Here is a 17,910-nt window from a genome sequence, read left to right as displayed (position 1 = left end):
GACACCGCATGCGGATCGCATACACCACCGAGCAGGAGGAGTTGCGCCGCGAACTGCGCAACTACTTCACCGGGCTCATGACCACCGAGCGCCGCGCCGCCCTGACCGGCGGAGACGGTGAACTCGGCGAGGGCGACGCGTACCGCGACGTGGTCCGCCAGATGGGCCGCGACGGCTGGCTCGCACTGGGTTGGCCGACCGAGTTCGGCGGTGCCAACCGGTCGATGATGGATCAGTTGATCTTCACCGACGAGGCGGCCATCGCAGGCGCACCGGTGCCGTTCTTGACGATCAACTCGGTCGCGCCGACGATCATGCACTACGGCACCCCGGAGCAGAAGGACTTCTTCCTCCCGAAGATCGCGGCAGGCGATCTGCACTTCTCGATCGGATACTCCGAGCCCGGAGCGGGCACAGATTTGGCGTCGTTGCGCACAACTGCGGTCCGCGAAGGCGACGAATACGTCATCAACGGCCAGAAGATGTGGACGAGCCTCATCCCCTACGCCGACTACGTCTGGCTCGCGTGCCGCACCGACCCGGAAGCCACCAAGCACAAGGGCATCTCGATGCTCATCATGCCGACAACGGCGGACGGCTTCTCGTACACACCGGTCCACACGATGTCGGGTGTCGACACCAGCGCCACCTACTACCAGGATGTCCGTGTGCCCACCAGCGCACTGATCGGCGAGGAGGGCGGCGGCTGGTCGCTCGTCACCAACCAGCTCAACAATGAGCGCGTGGCGCTGTGCAGCGCGGCGCCCATTCAGACGGCGTTCAACGAGACGCTCGCATTCGCCCGCGAACAGAGCTACGGCGGCGGACGACTCATCGACGTCCCGTGGGTCCAGGCGAATCTCGCCCGCGTGCACGCCAAGGTGGAGTTCCTCAAGCTCGTGAACTGGAAGATCGCATCGATCGCAGCGTCCGGCGGGTCACCGTCGCCCGCAGACGCCTCTGCCACCAAGGTGTTCGGCACCGAGTTCGCGACCGAGGCCTACCGCCTCCTCATGGAGGTCGCCGGGCCCGCGGCAACGCTGCGGCAAGGCACACCGGGCGCGCATCTCCAGGGTCGCCTCGAGCGGTTCGCCCGTACCTCGCTGATCCTCACCTTCGGCGGCGGAACCAACGAGATCCAGCGCGACATCATCGGCATGCTCGCACTGAAGCTGCCCCCGGCCCGGCGCTGACCCCCGAACTTCCCCTCGACCAAGGAGCACTCCATGGACTTCACTCCCACCGAGGCGTCGGGCGATCTGACCGGCCTCACCACAGACATCGTCACCCGCCTCGCCACGCCGGAACGGACCGCGCAGCTCGAGGCGGACAACGCCCCGATCGATCGTGATCTGTGGCGCGAGATCGCGGCCTCGGGCCTGCTCGGCCTCGCCGCATCGTCCGCCACCGCCGGCGATGCCGCAGCTGACCTGACCACGCTGGAGACCACCGCGGTCGCGACCGCACTCGGTCGGGCGCTGGCGCGCGTGCCCTATCCGCAGCACGCCGTCGCCGCGGTTCCGCTGATCGACGCACACGGCCCGGCCGAGCTGACCGAGTTGTTGGTGCGTGCGGCCTCCGGCGACGCGGTGCTGACCGCGGCTGTCGAAGAGGACCTCAACTACGACCTGCTCGCACCGGCGACAACGATCACCGACGGCCGGGTGTCCGGCGTCAAGGTGAACGTGCCGTTCGCGTCGGCCGCCGACGCGTTCCTCGTCATCGCAGCGGGCGTCGACGGTCCGGTCGCCGCAGTCGTGACCGCCGGTGACGGTGTGGACCTCGTCGAAGTCCGCTCGACTGGCCTTGCTCCGACGTTCACCGTCACGTTCGCCTCAGCCGAGGCCGTTGTCCTCGACGGCGGCGCCGCCACCGCCGAACTGGCGCGCGATCTGCTGCGTCTCGGCGTGGCCGCGGATCAGGCAGGTGTTGTCGCAGGTGCGCTCGATGCAACGGCCGAATACGCCCGCGACCGCGAGCAGTTCGGCCGCAAGATCGGCTCGTTCCAGGCGGTCGCGCAGCGTCTTGCCGACGACTACATCGATGCGCAGGCACTGGCACTGACCGTAGCGCAGGCCGCTTGGCTGCTGTCCGGTTCGGACGACGCCGACGCGGCCGCGGCATCGGATGCCGTCGGTACGGCCGCGTTCTGGACTGCTGAGGCCGGCCACCGCGTCGCCCACACCACGGTGCACGTGCACGGCGGCGTCGGCCTCGACACCTCGCATCCGGTGCACCGCTTCTTCCTTCGCGCCAAGCAGAACGAGTTCACCTACGGCTCAGCGCCCGTCGTCCTCGCCGAACTGGGCGGAGCTCTGGCGTCACGATGACCGGTCCGGCCGTCACTGATCCACGCACCATCGGCGAACTCCTCGAACCGCTGGCCGAGGTCGACGACCGCGGCGTCTGGTTCGAGGGCCAGTTCACCTCGTGGCGGGATCATCTGCTCGACGCCCGGCGTCGAGCGGCGGCCGTGCGGTCGATGCTCGATTCGTCGAAGCCGACTCACGTCGGCATCCTCCTGCCGAACTCTGCCGAGTTCTCCAGCCTCTTCGCGGCGGCTGCGCTCGGCGGGTTCGTGCTGGTCGGACTCAATTCGACGCGCCGCGGCGCCGCGCTGACGGCGGATGCGGTCCGGTCCGACTGCCAGTTGGTCCTCGTCGACTCGGCATCATCGGACCTGTTCGACCCCGCGCCCGGAATGAGGGTGATCAACGTCGACTCTCCCGAGTGGTCCGACCTCGTCGCGACGTCGGGGGCGGATTTCGTTCCCGCACGCACCTCGCCCGACGACCTGGTGATGCTCATCTTCACCTCCGGAACGACCGGCGATCCGAAGGCTGTCAGGTGCAGTCAGCGCAAGTTCGCCGCGGCCGGGGCGATGCTCGCCGATCGGTTCGGCATCGGGCCGTCGGATGTCGCCTACCTCGCGATGCCCATGTTCCATTCCAACGCGCTGATCGCGGGCTGGTCGGTCGCCGCCGCGGGCGGCGCGTCGATCGCGATCCGGCGGAGTTTCTCGGCCCGAGGGTTCGGCGACGACGTGCGCCGCTACGGCGTCACCTACGCGAACTACGTCGGCAAACCGCTCCACTACATCCTCGCGACCGAGGAACGTCCCGACGACCACGACGTGCCGCTGCGCATCATGTACGGCAACGAGGCGTCGGCGTCCGACCGCGCCGAGTTCGATCGCCGCTTCGGCGCACGGGTGATCGACGGGTTCGGTTCCACCGAGGGCGGCGTCTCGATCTCCCGGACCCCCGAGACTCCGAACGATGCGCTCGGTCCGCTGGTCGCGCCGAACGCGATCGTGGATCCCGACACCGGCGAAGCAGTGCCGCCCGGTGTGGTCGGGGAGATCGTCAACACCTCCGGCCCCGGACTGTTCGACGGCTACTACGGCGACCAAGCCGCGACCGACGAACGTCTCCGCGGCGGGATGTACCGAACCGGAGACCTCGGATGGGTCGACGACGGCGGGTTTGTGCACTTCGCCGGCCGCATCGGCGACTGGCTGCGGGTGGACGGCGAGAACCTCGGAACTCGTCCCATCGAGACTGTGCTGCGCCGGCATCCCGCAATCCGAGAGGTGGTGGTCGTCGGCGTCCCGACCGAGATCGGCGACGCAGTCGGCGCGGTGCTGGTCGCGCCGGGACTCGACCGTCCGGCACTGGACGAGTTCCTCGACGCCCAGTCCGATCTCGGACCGAAACAGCGTCCCACCCGTGTCTGGTTGGTGGAGGCGCTTCCCGAGACCGCGACGTTCAAGACCGCACGCGCCGCGCTCACCGCCTCGCTCGGCGCTCCCTCCTGGGTCGTTTAGAGCGCGCGACCGAACGGAAGCAGCGCCATCTCGCGCGCATTCCGGACCGCTGTCGCGAGTTGCCTCTGCTGCTGTGGAGACAATCCCGTGACATCGCGACGCCGGATCCGTCCGCGGTCGTTGAGGAAGCGCCTGAGCGTTTCGGTGTCTTTGTAGTCGAACGTCAATCGGGGGTCGGCTCTGCGCCGGGCCTTGATCGACTTCGGAGTGGTCCTGGTCTTCACCAGCTCGCCTTCCTGATTCCGGGGAGTTCACCGCGGTGCGCCATCTCGCGGAACCGGACCCGCGAGATGCCCGCCTTGCCGATGTAGCCGCGCGGCCTCCCGTCGACGGCGTCGCGGTTCCGCAGCCGAGTGGCACTGGCATCGCGCGGCTGACGCGCGAGTTCGGCGCGTGCGGACTCCTTCTCCTCTGTCGACGCTGCGGCGTCTGCCATCAGCGCTTTCAGCTCGGCGCGCCGGGCCGCATACCGCTCGACGATCACCCTTCGCCGTTGCTCTTTGACGATCTTCGACTTCTTCGCCATCAGCGGCTCTCCTTGAACTCGACGTGCCGTTTCACGATCGGGTCGTACTTCCGCAGCGTGAGACGGTCGGGATTGTTCCGGCGATTCTTGCGGGTGACGTAGGTGTATCCGGTACCGGCGGACGACGTGAGTTTGACGATCGGACGAAGGTCGGTAGCGCGACTCATCGAAGCCTCCCCGCAGCAGCGATGCGCCCGACGACGGCGTCGATGCCGTCTCGGTCGATGATCTTGATCCCCGTCGTGCTGACCCGGAGCGTCACCCGGCGCCCCAGCGAAGGAACCCAGTAGGTCTTGCGCTGCACGTTCGGTCGCCACTGGCGCGACGTCCGACGATGCGAGTGCGACACCTGCTTCCCGAAGCCCGGGACCTTACCCGTGACCTGACATACGGCCGACACATTCACTCCTTCTTATTGGTAATGATTCGCATTAACACCAGGAGCGAGGCTACAGTCGGAATGAAACAAATGGAAATCGTGTTCATTAACACGTGAGGAGGAGCCACATGGCAGACGCACTGCAGCGCACCCCGGTGACGCTGGTGACCGGCCTGCACCGAACGACGAATGCTCGTATCGCGTACACCCTGCTGAGACCGGGCACCACCGTCGTCTCTCACGATCTCCGCGACGTCGCCACTGGACGCGTCACGCGGATCGAACATCGGATGGCGCCAGACGGCGTCGACAGCCTGATGATCGACGACATAGAACTCGAACACGGCTGCGTGTCGTGCACTCTGCGGCTCGACCTGTTGCCGATGCTCAGGACGCTGCACCGCGATCCTGATGTGGAACGGATCGTGGTCCTTCTCGATCCCGCCATCGAACCCGAGACGCTGAGTGTCGAGATCCGGCACACGATCGTCGAGGCTCGCGGAATCGCTCCCGCCCCCGCTGGGACCGACGTCGAGGTCGTGGCGACCGTGTGCGGGATCGACGCACCGACCTGGCTCGCCGATGCGACCGGCGACCTGACGCTGCACGAGTCCGACCTCGTCGCGTCTGAGGACGAGCGCACCATCGCCCAGGTGACCGTGGGACAGACTCGCTTCGCCGACGCGATCATCGTCGACAATGCGGACAGCTCAGACAGCGCATACGACCTCGCCCGCCTGCACGCGACACTGCTCCGGCTGGCACCGGCGGCCGGTATGCGGACTCTCAACAGTCAGCAGTCGTTGACCCGGGACATCGTCGAATCGTCGATCAGCACGGCGCAGCCGGAGTCGCCCCGAGGACGTCCGACTCACCCGTTCGACCCACTGCTCGCAGGCAGCCCGGAACTCGACTCGGACTGCGGGGTCGCACTGGTGCCGTTCGAGGCAGACCGACCGTTCCACCCGACCCGACTGCACGACGCGCTAGACGTCCTGTTGGACGGAGTCGTCACAGCACGAGGCCGACTGTGGCTCGCGTCGGACCCGGACGACGTCATGTGGGTGGACTCGGCAGGAGGGGCACTCGGGATCCGGCACGTCGGAACGTGGATCGCATGCGCCGACGACTCGGCGCGCGTTGCGCCCGAGCACCGCGCGCTGGCCGCTCTCCGTTGGGACCCGGAGTACGGCGACCGGCACACGTCATTGACGGTGCTCTGCCACCGCGCCGATCCCGACACCGTCGTCCGCACGCTGTCCGCAGCCCTCGTCACCGACGACGAGATGGCGCGCGGCCCGGGCTTCCTCGCTGCGTTGCCGTCCCCTTTCGGACATGCGCACCGCGACCCGTGCGACGACCTGGACCGCCCCGGCGACTCGGCGGCCGACCCGATGACCACGACTCGAACCGAGTCGAGAACCGATCGAGAAGGAGAATGACATGAAGACCGGAATCCACCCCGCATACGGCCCCGTCGTGTTCCGCGACGCCGCCACCGGCAAGGAGTTCCTGACCCGTTCCACCGCGACCTCCGAGAACACCGTCGTCTGGTCGGACGGCAACACCTACCCGGTGATCACCGTCGACGTGACGAGCGATTCGCACCCGTTCTGGACCGGCGCGCAGCGGGTCATGGACACCGAGGGCCGCGTCGAGCGGTTCCGTCGCCGGTACGGGCTCCCCACTGCTCCTTGAGCAGGGAAGCGAGTCGAAGCGCAGACGGCCGGACGATCGCCCTGTTCGATCGTCCGGCCGTCTGCGTGCGCTCGGTCGAATTACTCGACGGTCGCGTTCATGCGGGCCACCGCGTCCTTGTACTCGGAGACGAGCCCGTCGATGAGTTCGGCCACCGGAGTGATCTCATTGCACCGCCCGACGATCTGACCGGCGGGCATCGCGACTACACCGGGATCGTCGGCGAGCGAGATCCGGGCGTGCGCCTCACCGACGAGCAGGTTCTGCAGCGGCATGGGCAGAGCGTCCGGCGCACCCGGGGCGTCCCACGCGTCGGTCCACTTGGTCTTGAGCAGTCGTGCCGGCTTCCCCGAGTAGATGCGGCGTCGAACGGTGTCGCGCGAGGTCGCCGCGAGCAGCGCTTTCTGCACCGTGGACGGGCCGTCACCCGTCGCACCGAGGTTGTACTCGGCTGCGGTCAGCCAGTAGGTGCCCATCCAGACGCCCTGCGCACCCATGGCGATCGCCGCGGCGATCTGCCTGCCGCTGCCCACACCGCCTGCCGCGAGCACCGGCGCCGAGTCGCCGAGGGCGTCGACGAGCTCCGGCCACAGGATCATCGACGTGACCTCACCCGTGTGGCCGCCGCCTTCGTAGCCCTGGGCGATCACGATGTCGACACCTGCGTCGACGTGGCTCAGTGCGTGCTCTTTGGCCCCAGCGAGGGCCGCGACCTGAACGCCGTTCTCGTGCGCGAGGTCGATGACGTCCTTCGGCGGTGAGCCGAGAGCATTGGCGATCAGCTTGATCTGGCCGTACTTGCGGGTGTGCTCCATCGCGACGTCGACGTGCGAGCGAGCCACCGAGTGCAGCCAGCCGAGAACACCCGTGTTGATGCGATCGCCGCCGTCTGGCAGTGCCGGAACGCCGAGATCGTCGAGCGTCCGCTCGACGAATGCGCGGTGCTCCGGCGGAATCATGGTGTCGAGGTCGACTTTGGAGCCCTCGGTCGGAATCTTGGCGGGCATCACCACGTCGACGCCGAACGGCTTGCCGTCGGTGTTCTCGTGCATCCATTCGAGGACGGCGTCGAGCTCTTCGGGCTCGTTGAACCGCACGCAGCCCAGCACGCCGAGCCCACCCGCGCGGCTGATCGCCGCTGCGACGTGCTCACTGGGCGTGAAGCCGAAGATCGGGTATTCGATGCCGAACTTCTCGGCGAGATCAGTCTTCATGAAAGTCCTTCGTTGTCGGGGCACTGCGGGGTCTAGAGAGCTTCGTCTGCGGGACGCGACGTGGTGACGCTCGACGCCCAGCGGTAGTCGGGCTTGCCCGCGGGCGAACGCTTGAAGTCGTCGACGAACCACACGCTGCGCGGGGTCTTGTACCCGGCGAGTTCGGCGCGGACCACCTCGTTCAGCGCGGTCAACGAGGGGCGAGCCCCTTCGCGCGTGGCGATCACCGCAGCGACGCGCTGCCCGAAACGGTCGTCCGGGACGCCGACGACGCTGACATCGAACACCTCCGGATGGGCTTTCAGAGCCGCCTCGACCTCTTCGGGGAACACCTTCTCGCCGCCGGTGTTGATCGACATCGAACCGCGGCCCAGCATCGTGATGGTGCCGTCGGCCTCCACTCGGGCGTGGTCGCCGGGAAGGGAGTACCGGACGCCGTTGAACTCGACGAACGTGCCGGCGCTCTTCACCGGATCGTTGTGGTAGCGGAGCGGGATGTGCCCGGTCCGGGCCAACATGCCGGTCTCGTCGCTGCCGGGCTCGATCTGGGTGCCGTCCTCGCGGAGCACGTGGGTGTTGGGGTCGGCCTTGACCGTCGGCGCGCCGACCCTGCTCTGGCCCTTGACCGCCATTCCCATGCCGCCGAAGCCCGTCTCCGATGAGCCGATGGCGTCGACGATCACCGCGTTCGGGAACGCCTCGAGGTAGCGATCCTTGACCGACGGCGAGAACAACGCCGCCGACGACGCCACGGAGAACACCGACGACGTGTTGTACTCACCGGCTTCGAGCGCGTCGATCATCGGACGACCCATCGCGTCTCCGGTGATGAAGACGACGTTCACCTGGTGCTTCTCGACAGCCCGCCAGACGGCTTCGGCGTCGAAGTCGGGGTAGACCACGGCCTTGCCGCCGGCGAACAGCGACTGGAAGATGGCCCACTGGCTACCACCGTGGATGAACGGCGGAATCGGGAAACGCACCAGCTGGCCGCCGTCAGCTCCAGTCTTCGCGTGTTCCCACTCGTCTTCGATCGGGCGGCCCGAGTACCAGTCGATGCCGCCGCCCAGCACGCGCCACACGTCTTCCTGCCGCCAGACGACACCCTTGGGCTTACCCGTGGTGCCGCCGGTGTACAGCATGTACAGGTCGTCGTTGCTGCGCTCCTCGAAGTCGCGTTCGCTGGACGACGACGCGATCGCATCCTCGTAGTCGAGGACGGTCACCCCCGCTTCTGTTCCTTGAGCGGAGTCGTCCTCTGCTCCTTGAGCGGAGTCGAAAGGGATCACGATGCGAGCAGTGATGTCGTAGCTCGAATTCGAGAACACGTTGCAGACGCGGTCGGAGTACAGCCCCTCGTGGATGAGCACCTTCATGCCGGAGTCGGCGAAGATGTGCTCCAGTTCGGCTTCCACGTAGCGGTAGTTGACGTTCACCATCACCGCGCGCGCCTTGAAGATGGCGATCATCGCCTCGACCGACTCGATCGTGTTTCTGCTGTACAGACCCACTGCGTCGCCGGGCTGCACACCCAGCTCTCGAAGCTTGTGGGCGAGCGCGTTCGAACGCGCCTCCATCTCGGCGTACGTGCGCTGCTGGTCGCCGGATTCGAGCGCGATGCGGTCGGGCATCAAGTCGACGGCGTGCTCGATCAAGTCGGCAATCGTGAAGGCCATACGTCAAAACTAGAACGTGTTATCGTTCGCGGCAAGGATTTCGTGACACTCGGCGCATCCCGCCCAGTCGACCACAGGAGCAACCATGACCACCGAGACCCAGACCGCGCCGGAATGCCTCGTCGAGAAGCGCGGGCACGTCCTGATCGTCACGATGAACCGCCCGCAGGCGCGCAACGCGCTGTCGGGCGAGATGATGCGCATCATGGAAGACGCCTGGGATCAGGTGGACGCCGATCCGGACATCCGCGTCGCGATTCTGACCGGAGCAGGTGGGTACTTCTGCGCAGGCGCCGACCTCAAGGACATGAACAAGAAGGCGCCGGGCGACAAGTTCGCCGAGGGCGGCTGGGACTTGACGCGACTTCCCGCACTGCTCAAGGGTCGCCGACTGACGAAGCCGCTGATCGCGGCCGTCGAGGGTCCGGCAATCGCGGGCGGCACGGAGATCCTGCAGGGCACCGACATCCGCGTCGCGGGTGAGAGCGCCAAGTTCGGCGTCTCCGAAGCCAAGTGGGGCCTGTTCCCGCTCGGCGGCAGCGCCGTCCGCCTCGTCCGGCAGATCCCGTACACGATCGCCGCCGACATCCTCCTGACCGGCCGTCACATCACCGCGGCCGAAGCCAAGGAGTACGGCCTGATCGGCTACCTCGTCCCCGACGGCTCCGCTCTCGACAAGGCCCTTGAGATCGCCGATCAGATCGCCGCCAACGGCCCTCTCGCCGTGCAGGCCATCCTCAAGACCATCCGCGACTCCGAGGGCCTTCACGAGGAAGAGGCGTTCAAGATCGACGCCGAACTCGGTGCCGCCGTGTTCAAGTCCGCGGACGCGAAGATCGGCCCCCGCGCGTTCGCGAATCGCGAGAAGCCGGTCTTCACCGGCGAGTAAGACTGTCGTAGGGCGTCGATACGCTCCTGGCCACACCTCGATGAGAGAAGTGGAAGGAGACCTCGATGACGCCCGTTCCGACGGCGATCCCGCTGGCCGCAGGCGTGATCATGCCGCGTGTCCTGCCCGTCCACGACGTGCATCTCGCGGTGATGCGCTTCGACGCCGACCGTTGCCGCTACCTGGCGATGTCCGGACTCGGCACGTGGTCCGCCGAAGTGCACACGCGGTGGCCGCGGGTCGCGGCGATCGATGCGCTCCACGCTCTGCGGAGTTCGATCAGCTCCGATGTCTCGATCCGAGTTGTCGCCGACATCGAACGCCCTCGACCTACGCCCGGTCACGCCCGCCAACTGGAGGCCTGCTTCCCGCGTGTACGTCTCGAATCGGCACACGCCGCCGACCATCGGCCGCTTGAACTGGTGTCGTCGGCCCTTCGCAAGTGGCTCCGTCGGGCAGCCGCGACCCTGCCGGCGATCGTCGTCGCGACCGACGGCTCGGTGAAGGGTGCCGCGATCGGATCTGCATGGTTGGCCGCGAACGGTGAGTACGGATCACTGCGCCGGGTCGACCGGAGTCGCCACCCTCACATCCGTCGGGTTCTGATCGCCGAGCTCGAGGCTGCGGCAGCGGCGGTCGACGCGATTCCCAATCGACGCCTGGACGTGCTGATGGACTGCCGCGACGCACTCGACGTGATCGCAGCGTGGCGTCGAGGCGGCCCCGGCCCGGCATGGTTGAGCGCCGCGTCGCCGGACATCTCTGCGTTCCGCAGAGCCGTCGCCTCCGATCGGGGCCGTCTGGCATTCCGCTGGGTGCCCGGACACGACGGCATGCTGCTGAACGAGGGTGCGGACAGTTTGTCGAAGATCGCGCGGCGTCGCGCCGAAAGAGTTGTGACCACGTCCGACGCCCGTCGCCGGTCGGCCGACATCGCCGCCGCGTTCGCTCCGCAGGCGCTCGTCCCGGAGGCGTCCTGACTGAGAATCCGACGAACGGACTAACAAATCCGTGCCAGGCGACGACAATCAGGACATAGGCCGTTCAAACCAGGAGGTCCCCTCATGTCCGTCCGCACCCGACTCGCCGCGGGAGCCGTCGCCGCGGCCGGTGCCGCAGCCCTCATTCTCGCCCCCGCGGGCGACGCGTCGGCCGTCACCAAGACCTACCCGATCGGCGACTGCACCAATCTGAGTCCGAACGTCGTCGACATGCCGTACCAACCGAACCGAGTGTTCGTGTCGGAATATGCGGGGACTGTCTACATGCAGATCACGTACGGCAGCCTGTGGCTCGGGCTCGGCTACGACTCCCACGCACGTCTCGCGTGGAAGAACCTGCAGACCGGTCGCAACGGTGTCCTCGTCGACAACAGCATCGTCCGCCCGCCGAACACCGGCGTCCACAACTTCACCGTCAAGCGCTCGACCTTCGGCCCCGGCAAGGTGCGCCTCACTCTGACGACGACAAACCGCAACGCCGTCTGGGCCGTGCCCGCCCGCACCTGCACGTCGACCGTCGTCGCGCCGTAGGGCCGGCTCGAAGTCGGACACCGGGGTGCGGCTCTCGTCATCAGCACCACGAGGCCCGTCACCACACGAGAGGAACCACCGATGCCCGACTACGACACAATGGCTGACGACTACGAGGCCAACCCGCCGACCGCCGACGAGGTTCTGTCTGTGACTGTCGAAGACTAGTGCCGACGGTCCGCCGCTGCGCAATGTTCCCCAGTTCCGACCATCTGCCGCGATATTCGGTGCGTGAACGCCGGAATCGGGGAACATTCGGCGCTGTCGTCGCAGTCGCCGCCGATCAGACGAGCGTCGCGAGCTCCCGGATGGTGTCGGTGTCGCGGGCGGTGACCATGAGCGTGGTGACGCCGGAGGCCTCCCATTCCTTGATCTGCTCACGGACCTGATCCTTGGTTCCGACGAGCATCGTCTCGCGGACCATCTCGTCCGGCACCGCGGCGACCGCCTCGGCCTTCTTGCCGGAGAGGAAGAGTCGCGTCACCTCGTCGACGACGTCGCCGTAGCCCATCCGGCGGTACAGGTCGGCGTGGAAGTTCTTCTCCTTGGCGCCCATCCCGCCCACATACAGGGCGGCGGAAGGCCGATAGCGATCGAGAGCGGCGGCGACGTCGTCGGTGATCACGCACTGGGCGTTCGCGGCGATCTCGAAAGTCTCACGCGTGCGCCGGGCATCCGGCCTCGCGAAGCCCTCGTCGAGCCAGCCGTTGAACATCGGCGAGATGCGCGGGGTGTAGAACACGGCGAGCCAGCCGTCGGCGATCTCCGCCGTCTGCGCGACGTTCTTCGGCCCTTCGGCGCCGAGCCAGATCGGGATGTCCGCACGAAGCGGATGGGTGATCGGCTTGAGCGGCTTGCCGAGACCGGACACGCCGGGCCCCTCGGCGAGTGGCAGCGGGTAGTGCGGGCCGTCGTTCCGCACAGCGCCTTCACGCGCGAGGACGTCACGGATCACCTGAACGTACTCGCGGGTGCGGGCGAGCGGTTTGGCGAACGGCTGGCCATACCATCCCTCCACCACCTGCGGACCCGAGACGCCGAGTCCGATGATGTGCCTGCCGCCGGAGAGATGGTCGATGGTCAATGCGGCCATCGCGAGCGCGGTCGGCGTGCGGGCCGACATCTGTGCGACAGCGGTCCCGAGGCGGACCCGGGACGTCTGCGAACCCCACCAGGCGAGCGGGGTGTACGCGTCCGATCCCCATGATTCGGCAGTGAAGACGGAGTCGAATCCAGCCTCCTCGGCGGCACCGACGAGTTCCGCCGCGTTGGGGATGGGACCTTGGCCCCAGTAGCCGAGTTGCAGACCGAGTTTCACGCGCGCTCACCTTTCGCAGAACATTCCTTGCCAGCAATACTAGAACGTGTTCTACTTCGAAGGTGACCACTAGTGCAGAACACATAAGCCCCGAAGTGGCGGTGCCCGACCCGGAGTCGGTGATCCTGTCCGCCGAGCTGAAGAACTCCTTCGACTACACGAGGTCGCTCGGCCCCGTCCTGTCGCAGTTCGCCCTCGCACTGCGCGACGGCCGAATCGTCGGAAGCCGCGGATCCGACGGCCGCGTCAGCGTCCCTCCGACAGAGTTCGATCCGACGACGGGCGCCGCGACGTCCGACATCGTCGACGTCGCCTCGGTCGGAACCGTCCAAACCTGGACGTGGCAGCCGTCGCCATCACCCGAACAGCCCCTCGACCAACCGTTCGCATGGGCTTTGATCAAGCTCGACGGCGCCGACACCGCACTGCTGCACGCAGTCGCCGCCGACTCGGCGTCCGAGTTGAGCACCGGCGCACGGGTCCACGCCGTCTGGCGTGAGGTCCGCACCGGCCGCATCGACGACATCTCGCACTTCGCGCTGGGCGAACCCCTCGACTCCGCTCGGGGAGCGGGAGACGAATCCGCGGCGGGCTCGGAATCGATCGCCGACGCCGACGGCAACGTCGTCATCACCACGCCCATCGGCATGACCGTCAAGCACACTGCGACCGAGTCGGAGTCCTGGTACCTCGAGGGTCTCAAGGCGGGCAAGCTCATCGGCGGACGCGTCGAGACCGGCGAGGTGTACTTCCCTCCGCGTGTCGTGTCGCCTGCCGACGGGTCGCTGACCACCGAGCGCGTCGAGCTCGCGGACACCGGCACGATCACCACGTTCTGCATCGTGAACGTGCCGTTCCTCGGCCAGCAGATCAAGCCGCCCTACGTGGCGGCCTACGTGCTGCTCGACGGTGCCGACATCCCGTTTCTGCATCTGATCCTCGACGTCGAGGCGTCTGAAGTCCGAATGGGCATGCGCGTGAAGGCCGTCTGGCGGCCCGAGGAGGAGTGGGATCACACCCTCCGCAACGTCAGCCACTTCGCGCCGAGCGGCGAACCCGACGCCGACTTCGAGTCGTACCGAAACCACCTGTGACCCGCGAGAGGAGAGAAACACACATGAGCACGAACTTCCCGCGGATCGCAATCGTGGGCTTCGCCCACAGCGCCAACGTCCCGGAGAGCACCGGCACCACCAACGGTGTCGAGATGCTGATTCCCTGCTTCAACAAGCTCTACGCCGACCTCGGCATCAGCCGCACCGACATCGACTTCTGGTGCAGCGGCTCGTCCGACTACCTGGCAGGCCGCGCGTTCTCATTCATCTCGGCGATCGACGCCATCGGCGCGGTCCCGCCGATCAACGAGTCGCACGTCGAGATGGACGCCGCTTGGGCGCTCTACGAGGCATGGGTCAAGATCGCCACCGGCGAGGTCGACCTCGCCCTCGCCTACGGCTTCGGCAAGTCGTCCGCAGGCGACATGGACCAGGTTCTCGCCCTGCAGACCGACCCGTACACCGTCGCTCCCCTGTGGCCCGACGCACCGTCGCTCGCCGGACTGCAGGCACGCGCGGGCATCGATGCCGGCGCATGGTCGGAGGCCGACATGGCCGCCGTCGCCGCTCGAGCCACCGGTGCGAACGTCGACGAGTTGCTCACCGCCGAGTACGTCCGTGAACCTCTGCGCGGCAGCGACATCGCACCATACGCGGACGCCGCAGCCGCAATCGTCCTCGCCAGCGAGGAGCGGGCACGCGAACTCGTCGAGAACCCGGCGTGGATCACCGGCTGGGATCACCGGATCGACACCCCGAACTTCGGGGCGCGCGACCTCACCCGGTCACCGTCGACCAAGCTGGCAGGCGACACCGTCTTCGGCGCCCGCAGCCGCGACGTGGACGTCGCCGAGATCCACGCGCCGTACACGCATCAGGAACTGATCGTCCGCAACGAGCTCGGCCTCGGCGAGCGGACGCAGATCAACCCGTCCGGCGGCGTCATGGGCGGCAACGCGCTCTTCTCCGCGGGCCTGCAGCGGATCGGCTACGCCGCGCACGCGATCCACACCGGGCAGGCGCGCACCGCATTGGCGCACGCCACCAGCGGACCGCTGCTGCAACAGAACATGGTCGTCACTCTGGAAGGCGGAGACAACTGATGGGCCGCAATCGCGCCGCCGTGCTGGGCACGGGGCAGACCAAGTACGTCGCCAAGCGGAACGACGTGACGATGGCGGGCATGTGCCGCGAGGCCATCGACCGCGCGTTGGCCGACGCCCAGGTGAGCCTGGAGGACATCGACGCCATCGTCATCGGCAAGGCGCCCGACCTGTTCGAGGGCTCCATGATGCCGGAGCTCGCCATGGCCGAAGCCATCGGAGCCGTCGGCAAGCGACTGATCCGCGTCCACACCGCGGGGTCTGTCGGAGCGTCGACCGCCGTCGTCGGAACGTCGCTGGTCACCAGTGGTGTGCACCGCCGCGTGTTGGCCGTGTCATGGGAGAAGCAGTCCGAGTCGAACGCCATGTGGGCGCTGTCGATCCCGGTGCCGTTCACGATGCCGGTCGGCGCGGGCGCGGGCGGGTTCTTCGCCCCGCACGTCCGTTCGTACATCCACAACTCGAAGGCGCCCGGACACATCGGTGCGATGGTCGCCGCCAAGGACCGACTCAACGGTTCGCTGAACCCGCTGGCGCACCTGCAGCAGCCCGACATCACCGTCGAGTCGGTCCTCGCCTCGCAGATGCTGTGGGATCCGATCCGCTTCGATGAGACATGCCCGTCGTCCGACGGTGCGTGTGCCGTGGTGATCGCCGATGAGGCCGCCGCCGACGACGCCATCGCCGAAGGCCGACCGGCCGCATGGATTCATGCGACCGCCATGCGCACCGAGCCGCTGTCGTACGCGCATCGCAACGTCGTCAGCCCGCAGGCGGGCCGAGACGCCTCGGCCGCCCTGTGGAAGGCCGCGGGCATCACCAATCCCCTCCAAGAGATCGACACCGCTGAGATCTACGTGCCGTTCTCGTGGTTCGAGCCGATGTGGCTCGAGAACCTCGGGTTCATGCCCGAGTACGAGGGCTGGAAGCTGACGGAAGCCGGCGACACTGCAATCGGCGGAAAGCTGCCGGTCAACGCATCGGGCGGCGTTCTGTCGTCCAACCCGATCGGCGCGTCAGGAATGATCCGCTGCGCCGAAGCCGCAATCCAGGTGATGGGCAAGGCCGGGGCACACCAGGTCGCGGATGCCCGCAAGGCCTTCGGCCATGCCTACGGCGGCGGATCGCAGTACTTCTCGATGTGGGTGGTCGGCGCCGACAAGCCGGAGCACTGATTCCCCCTCGACTCCGCTCGGGGAGCGGGAGGTGAATCCGCTCAGGGAGCGAGGCGACATGTGGCGCGCGGCGTCGGAGTTCAGGCTCCGGCGCCGCGCGTCATTGCGTTCTCGACGGAGGTGATGAGGGAGCGCACGGCGAACGCGACGTCGTCGCCCGCCTCGGTGAGCTGGTAGACGGGGTGTCCAGGGCTGTCTGCCGGAACACTGCGGACCACGAGGTGATCGTCGCACAACGTCCGGAGCGTCTGGGTCAGCAGGCGATCGCTGATCCCGTCCACCTGCGCACGAATCTGACCGAAGCGCTGAGGGGTCCGCGTGAGACGTCCGAGGACGAGTGCGCCCCACTTACCCGTGACGTGTTCGAACACGCTGCGTGACGGGCACGCCTTGGCGAACACGTCGTACGGGAGGGCTGCAGATTCGGACACGCCGATCAATCTACGCCTCCGACTTGAACTTACAAAAGGTAAGTGGTGAGATCATGGCATGAATCCCCTCAAGCACGCGCAGGGCCTCTCCACGGCAATCGCCCGCATCATCCTCGGCATCATCTTCCTGGCTCACGGCTGCCAGAAGTTCTTCGTCTACGGCATGGACAACGTCGCCACCAACTTCGACATGATGGGCGCGCCGTTCCCGACACTGTCGGCATGGGTCGCTGCGATCCTCGAGTTCGTCGGCGGCATCGCCCTGATCGCGGGCATCGCGGTCCCGCTCTTCGCTCTGCTCCTGATCTTCAACATGATCGGTGCGATCTTCATCGCCCACATCGACTTCGGCTTCTGGGCCGGCGACGGCGGCTACGAGCTCCCGCTCGCCCTGATCGCAGGCCTGATCGCCGTCGCGATCGCCCAGCAGGGCGTCCTCTCGGTCGACGGCCACGTCGCCAAGCGGTTCACTCCCTCGCAGAAGTAGCCCGACCCCGCGACAACAGACATAGCGTGGAATCGACTCTCACAGGTCGATTCCACGCCATGTCTGTGTCTCACTCCATTCCGATGGCGACGTTCGCGCCCGCCGCAGCGGCACGTTCGTAGAAGGCCACGAGCAATCCGAACACTTTCGGGAGAACACCCTCGAGGCCCAGGTCCCAGATCCCGTCCGGGTACGTCGCCTCCCGAACCTTCTCCGACGGATTCAGGTGAGCGATCGTGCCATCGATGTCGACCGACCGCAGTGCAGCCAGGATCCGAGGCACGTCGCCCTTTCCGATCACCGCGACGAACTCGGACTCGTTGTCCTCGTCCAACTCACGCACACCGAGGATCGCCTGACTGAGAGGATCGCCGTCGTTGGCATCGAGGGTCGTCACTCCGGTCAGCGCGACGTGGAGTGCGTCCCAGAACTTGTCGAGGTCTTCCATCTCGTCGTCCCCGTACTCGAAGTCGTCCCAGCCGTCGGACTCCGGGCCGGCGAGCAGGCGGTCGAGAGCGCCGTCGTCGAGCATGACGTAAGAAGCGACAATTCCCATGCCTCGTAATGTAATCGGGCATCGACCGACGACGGAGCCCCGCCC

21 protein-coding genes are annotated in these 17,910 nt (G+C 67.1%); 12 read left to right on the top strand and 9 right to left on the bottom strand.

What is annotated here, in order from left to right; translation table 11 throughout:
• Nucleotides 1–8: 8 nt before the first annotated feature.
• From GM1_RS06130 to GM1_RS06120, 3 genes are read left to right on the top strand one after another with little or no spacing between them, the layout of a single operon-like run.
• The gene (locus tag GM1_RS06130) at nucleotides 9–1,193 is read left to right on the top strand and encodes an acyl-CoA dehydrogenase family protein (protein ID WP_008377421.1); all 1,185 of its coding nucleotides are present in this window, start codon (nucleotides 9–11) and stop codon (nucleotides 1,191–1,193) included.
• 33 nt (nucleotides 1,194–1,226) lie between these two features.
• On the top strand, nucleotides 1,227–2,330 hold the full coding sequence (locus GM1_RS06125; protein WP_008377420.1) for an acyl-CoA dehydrogenase family protein: 1,104 nt from the start codon (nucleotides 1,227–1,229) through the stop codon (nucleotides 2,328–2,330).
• The gene (locus GM1_RS06120; protein ID WP_008377419.1) at nucleotides 2,327–3,826 is read left to right on the top strand and encodes an AMP-binding protein; all 1,500 of its coding nucleotides are present in this window, start codon (nucleotides 2,327–2,329) and stop codon (nucleotides 3,824–3,826) included. Before GM1_RS06125 ends, GM1_RS06120 begins: the two co-directional genes overlap by 4 nt.
• Here GM1_RS06120 and rpsR read toward each other — a convergent pair.
• The 4 genes from rpsR to rpmB are packed head-to-tail and all read right to left on the bottom strand — an operon-like array spanning nucleotide 3,823 to nucleotide 4,752.
• On the bottom strand, nucleotides 3,823–4,023 hold the full coding sequence (gene rpsR / locus GM1_RS06115) for a 30S ribosomal protein S18 (protein ID WP_052005335.1): 201 nt from the start codon (nucleotides 4,021–4,023) through the stop codon (nucleotides 3,823–3,825). The genes GM1_RS06120 and rpsR overlap by 4 nt on opposite strands.
• 23 nt (nucleotides 4,024–4,046) lie before the next feature.
• Complete coding sequence (gene rpsN, locus GM1_RS06110; RefSeq protein WP_008377417.1) at nucleotides 4,047–4,352, bottom strand: 30S ribosomal protein S14; 306 nt, start codon at nucleotides 4,350–4,352, stop codon at nucleotides 4,047–4,049.
• Entirely contained in the window at nucleotides 4,352–4,519 is a 168-nt protein-coding gene (gene rpmG, locus GM1_RS06105; RefSeq protein ID WP_008377416.1) for a 50S ribosomal protein L33, read from the bottom strand. The genes rpsN and rpmG overlap by 1 nt, the downstream gene beginning before the upstream one ends.
• Nucleotides 4,516–4,752 (bottom strand): 50S ribosomal protein L28, encoded by a 237-nt coding sequence (gene rpmB / locus GM1_RS06100; RefSeq protein ID WP_008377414.1) that lies wholly within the window; start codon nucleotides 4,750–4,752, stop codon nucleotides 4,516–4,518. The genes rpmG and rpmB overlap by 4 nt, the downstream gene beginning before the upstream one ends.
• 107 nt (nucleotides 4,753–4,859) lie before the next feature.
• Here rpmB and mrf point away from each other — a divergent pair, with 107 nt between their 5' ends.
• Together mrf and GM1_RS06090 are read left to right on the top strand one after the other, a co-directional pair.
• A complete protein-coding gene (gene mrf / locus GM1_RS06095; RefSeq protein WP_008377412.1) occupies nucleotides 4,860–6,173 on the top strand; it encodes a ribosome hibernation factor-recruiting GTPase MRF in 1,314 nt (437 codons plus the stop codon).
• A 1-nt stretch (nucleotide 6,174) separates the two neighbouring features.
• Entirely contained in the window at nucleotides 6,175–6,429 is a 255-nt protein-coding gene (locus tag GM1_RS06090) for a type B 50S ribosomal protein L31 (RefSeq protein ID WP_008377411.1), read from the top strand.
• 80 nt (nucleotides 6,430–6,509) lie between these two features.
• Here GM1_RS06090 and GM1_RS06085 read toward each other — a convergent pair whose 3' ends face one another.
• Both GM1_RS06085 and GM1_RS06080 read right to left on the bottom strand, forming a co-directional pair.
• Nucleotides 6,510–7,643 carry an NAD(P)H-dependent flavin oxidoreductase gene (locus GM1_RS06085; RefSeq protein WP_008377410.1) on the bottom strand — a complete coding sequence of 378 codons (1,134 nt, stop codon included), beginning with the start codon at nucleotides 7,641–7,643 and terminating at the stop codon, nucleotides 6,510–6,512.
• Nucleotides 7,644–7,675: 32 nt separating this feature from the next.
• Complete coding sequence (locus GM1_RS06080; RefSeq protein WP_008377408.1) at nucleotides 7,676–9,319, bottom strand: acyl-CoA synthetase; 1,644 nt, start codon at nucleotides 9,317–9,319, stop codon at nucleotides 7,676–7,678.
• 85 nt (nucleotides 9,320–9,404) lie between these two features.
• Here GM1_RS06080 and GM1_RS06075 point away from each other — a divergent pair, with 85 nt between their 5' ends.
• The 3 genes from GM1_RS06075 (at nucleotide 9,405) to GM1_RS06065 (ending at nucleotide 11,740) form a co-directional block, all read left to right on the top strand.
• Nucleotides 9,405–10,208: a crotonase/enoyl-CoA hydratase family protein gene (locus tag GM1_RS06075; RefSeq protein ID WP_008377407.1), complete on the top strand. Its 804-nt coding sequence runs from the start codon at nucleotides 9,405–9,407 to the stop codon at nucleotides 10,206–10,208.
• A 65-nt stretch (nucleotides 10,209–10,273) separates the two neighbouring features.
• Nucleotides 10,274–11,188, top strand: coding sequence for an RNase H family protein (locus GM1_RS06070; protein WP_008377405.1), 915 nt, complete (start codon nucleotides 10,274–10,276; stop codon nucleotides 11,186–11,188).
• A gap of 84 nt (nucleotides 11,189–11,272) precedes the next feature.
• Nucleotides 11,273–11,740: a hypothetical protein gene (locus tag GM1_RS06065; protein ID WP_008377403.1), complete on the top strand. Its 468-nt coding sequence runs from the start codon at nucleotides 11,273–11,275 to the stop codon at nucleotides 11,738–11,740.
• A 283-nt stretch (nucleotides 11,741–12,023) separates the two neighbouring features.
• On the opposite strand, the gene GM1_RS06060 is transcribed toward GM1_RS06065, so the two are convergent.
• On the bottom strand, nucleotides 12,024–13,058 hold the full coding sequence (locus GM1_RS06060) for an LLM class F420-dependent oxidoreductase (protein ID WP_008377402.1): 1,035 nt from the start codon (nucleotides 13,056–13,058) through the stop codon (nucleotides 12,024–12,026).
• A gap of 62 nt (nucleotides 13,059–13,120) precedes the next feature.
• Between GM1_RS06060 and GM1_RS06055 the strand changes: the two genes are divergently transcribed.
• Genes GM1_RS06055 through GM1_RS06045 form a run of 3 tightly spaced genes read left to right on the top strand, consistent with a single transcriptional unit; the run spans nucleotide 13,121 to nucleotide 16,391 of the window.
• Complete coding sequence (locus tag GM1_RS06055) at nucleotides 13,121–14,152, top strand: Zn-ribbon domain-containing OB-fold protein (RefSeq protein ID WP_040519615.1); 1,032 nt, start codon at nucleotides 13,121–13,123, stop codon at nucleotides 14,150–14,152.
• Nucleotides 14,153–14,175: 23 nt separating this feature from the next.
• Nucleotides 14,176–15,216, top strand: a complete 1,041-nt coding sequence (locus tag GM1_RS06050) for a thiolase family protein (RefSeq protein WP_008377399.1) — start codon at nucleotides 14,176–14,178, stop codon at nucleotides 15,214–15,216.
• A complete protein-coding gene (locus tag GM1_RS06045) occupies nucleotides 15,216–16,391 on the top strand; it encodes a thiolase family protein (protein ID WP_008377397.1) in 1,176 nt (391 codons plus the stop codon). The genes GM1_RS06050 and GM1_RS06045 overlap by 1 nt, the downstream gene beginning before the upstream one ends.
• A gap of 80 nt (nucleotides 16,392–16,471) precedes the next feature.
• On the opposite strand, the gene GM1_RS06040 is transcribed toward GM1_RS06045, so the two are convergent.
• Entirely contained in the window at nucleotides 16,472–16,822 is a 351-nt protein-coding gene (locus GM1_RS06040; protein ID WP_040519614.1) for a winged helix-turn-helix transcriptional regulator, read from the bottom strand.
• A gap of 58 nt (nucleotides 16,823–16,880) precedes the next feature.
• Between GM1_RS06040 and GM1_RS06035 the strand changes: the two genes are divergently transcribed.
• Nucleotides 16,881–17,309, top strand: coding sequence for a DoxX family protein (locus GM1_RS06035; protein ID WP_008377395.1), 429 nt, complete (start codon nucleotides 16,881–16,883; stop codon nucleotides 17,307–17,309).
• A 70-nt stretch (nucleotides 17,310–17,379) separates the two neighbouring features.
• Here GM1_RS06035 and GM1_RS06030 read toward each other — a convergent pair whose 3' ends face one another.
• On the bottom strand, nucleotides 17,380–17,865 hold the full coding sequence (locus GM1_RS06030) for a DUF1877 family protein (protein ID WP_008377394.1): 486 nt from the start codon (nucleotides 17,863–17,865) through the stop codon (nucleotides 17,380–17,382).
• Nucleotides 17,866–17,910 lie beyond the last annotated feature (45 nt).

Source organism: Gordonia malaquae NBRC 108250 (assembly GCF_000344135.1).
Lineage (GTDB): Bacteria > Actinomycetota > Actinomycetes > Mycobacteriales > Mycobacteriaceae > Gordonia > Gordonia malaquae.
This window is presented reverse-complemented; position numbering and strand designations above follow the sequence as displayed.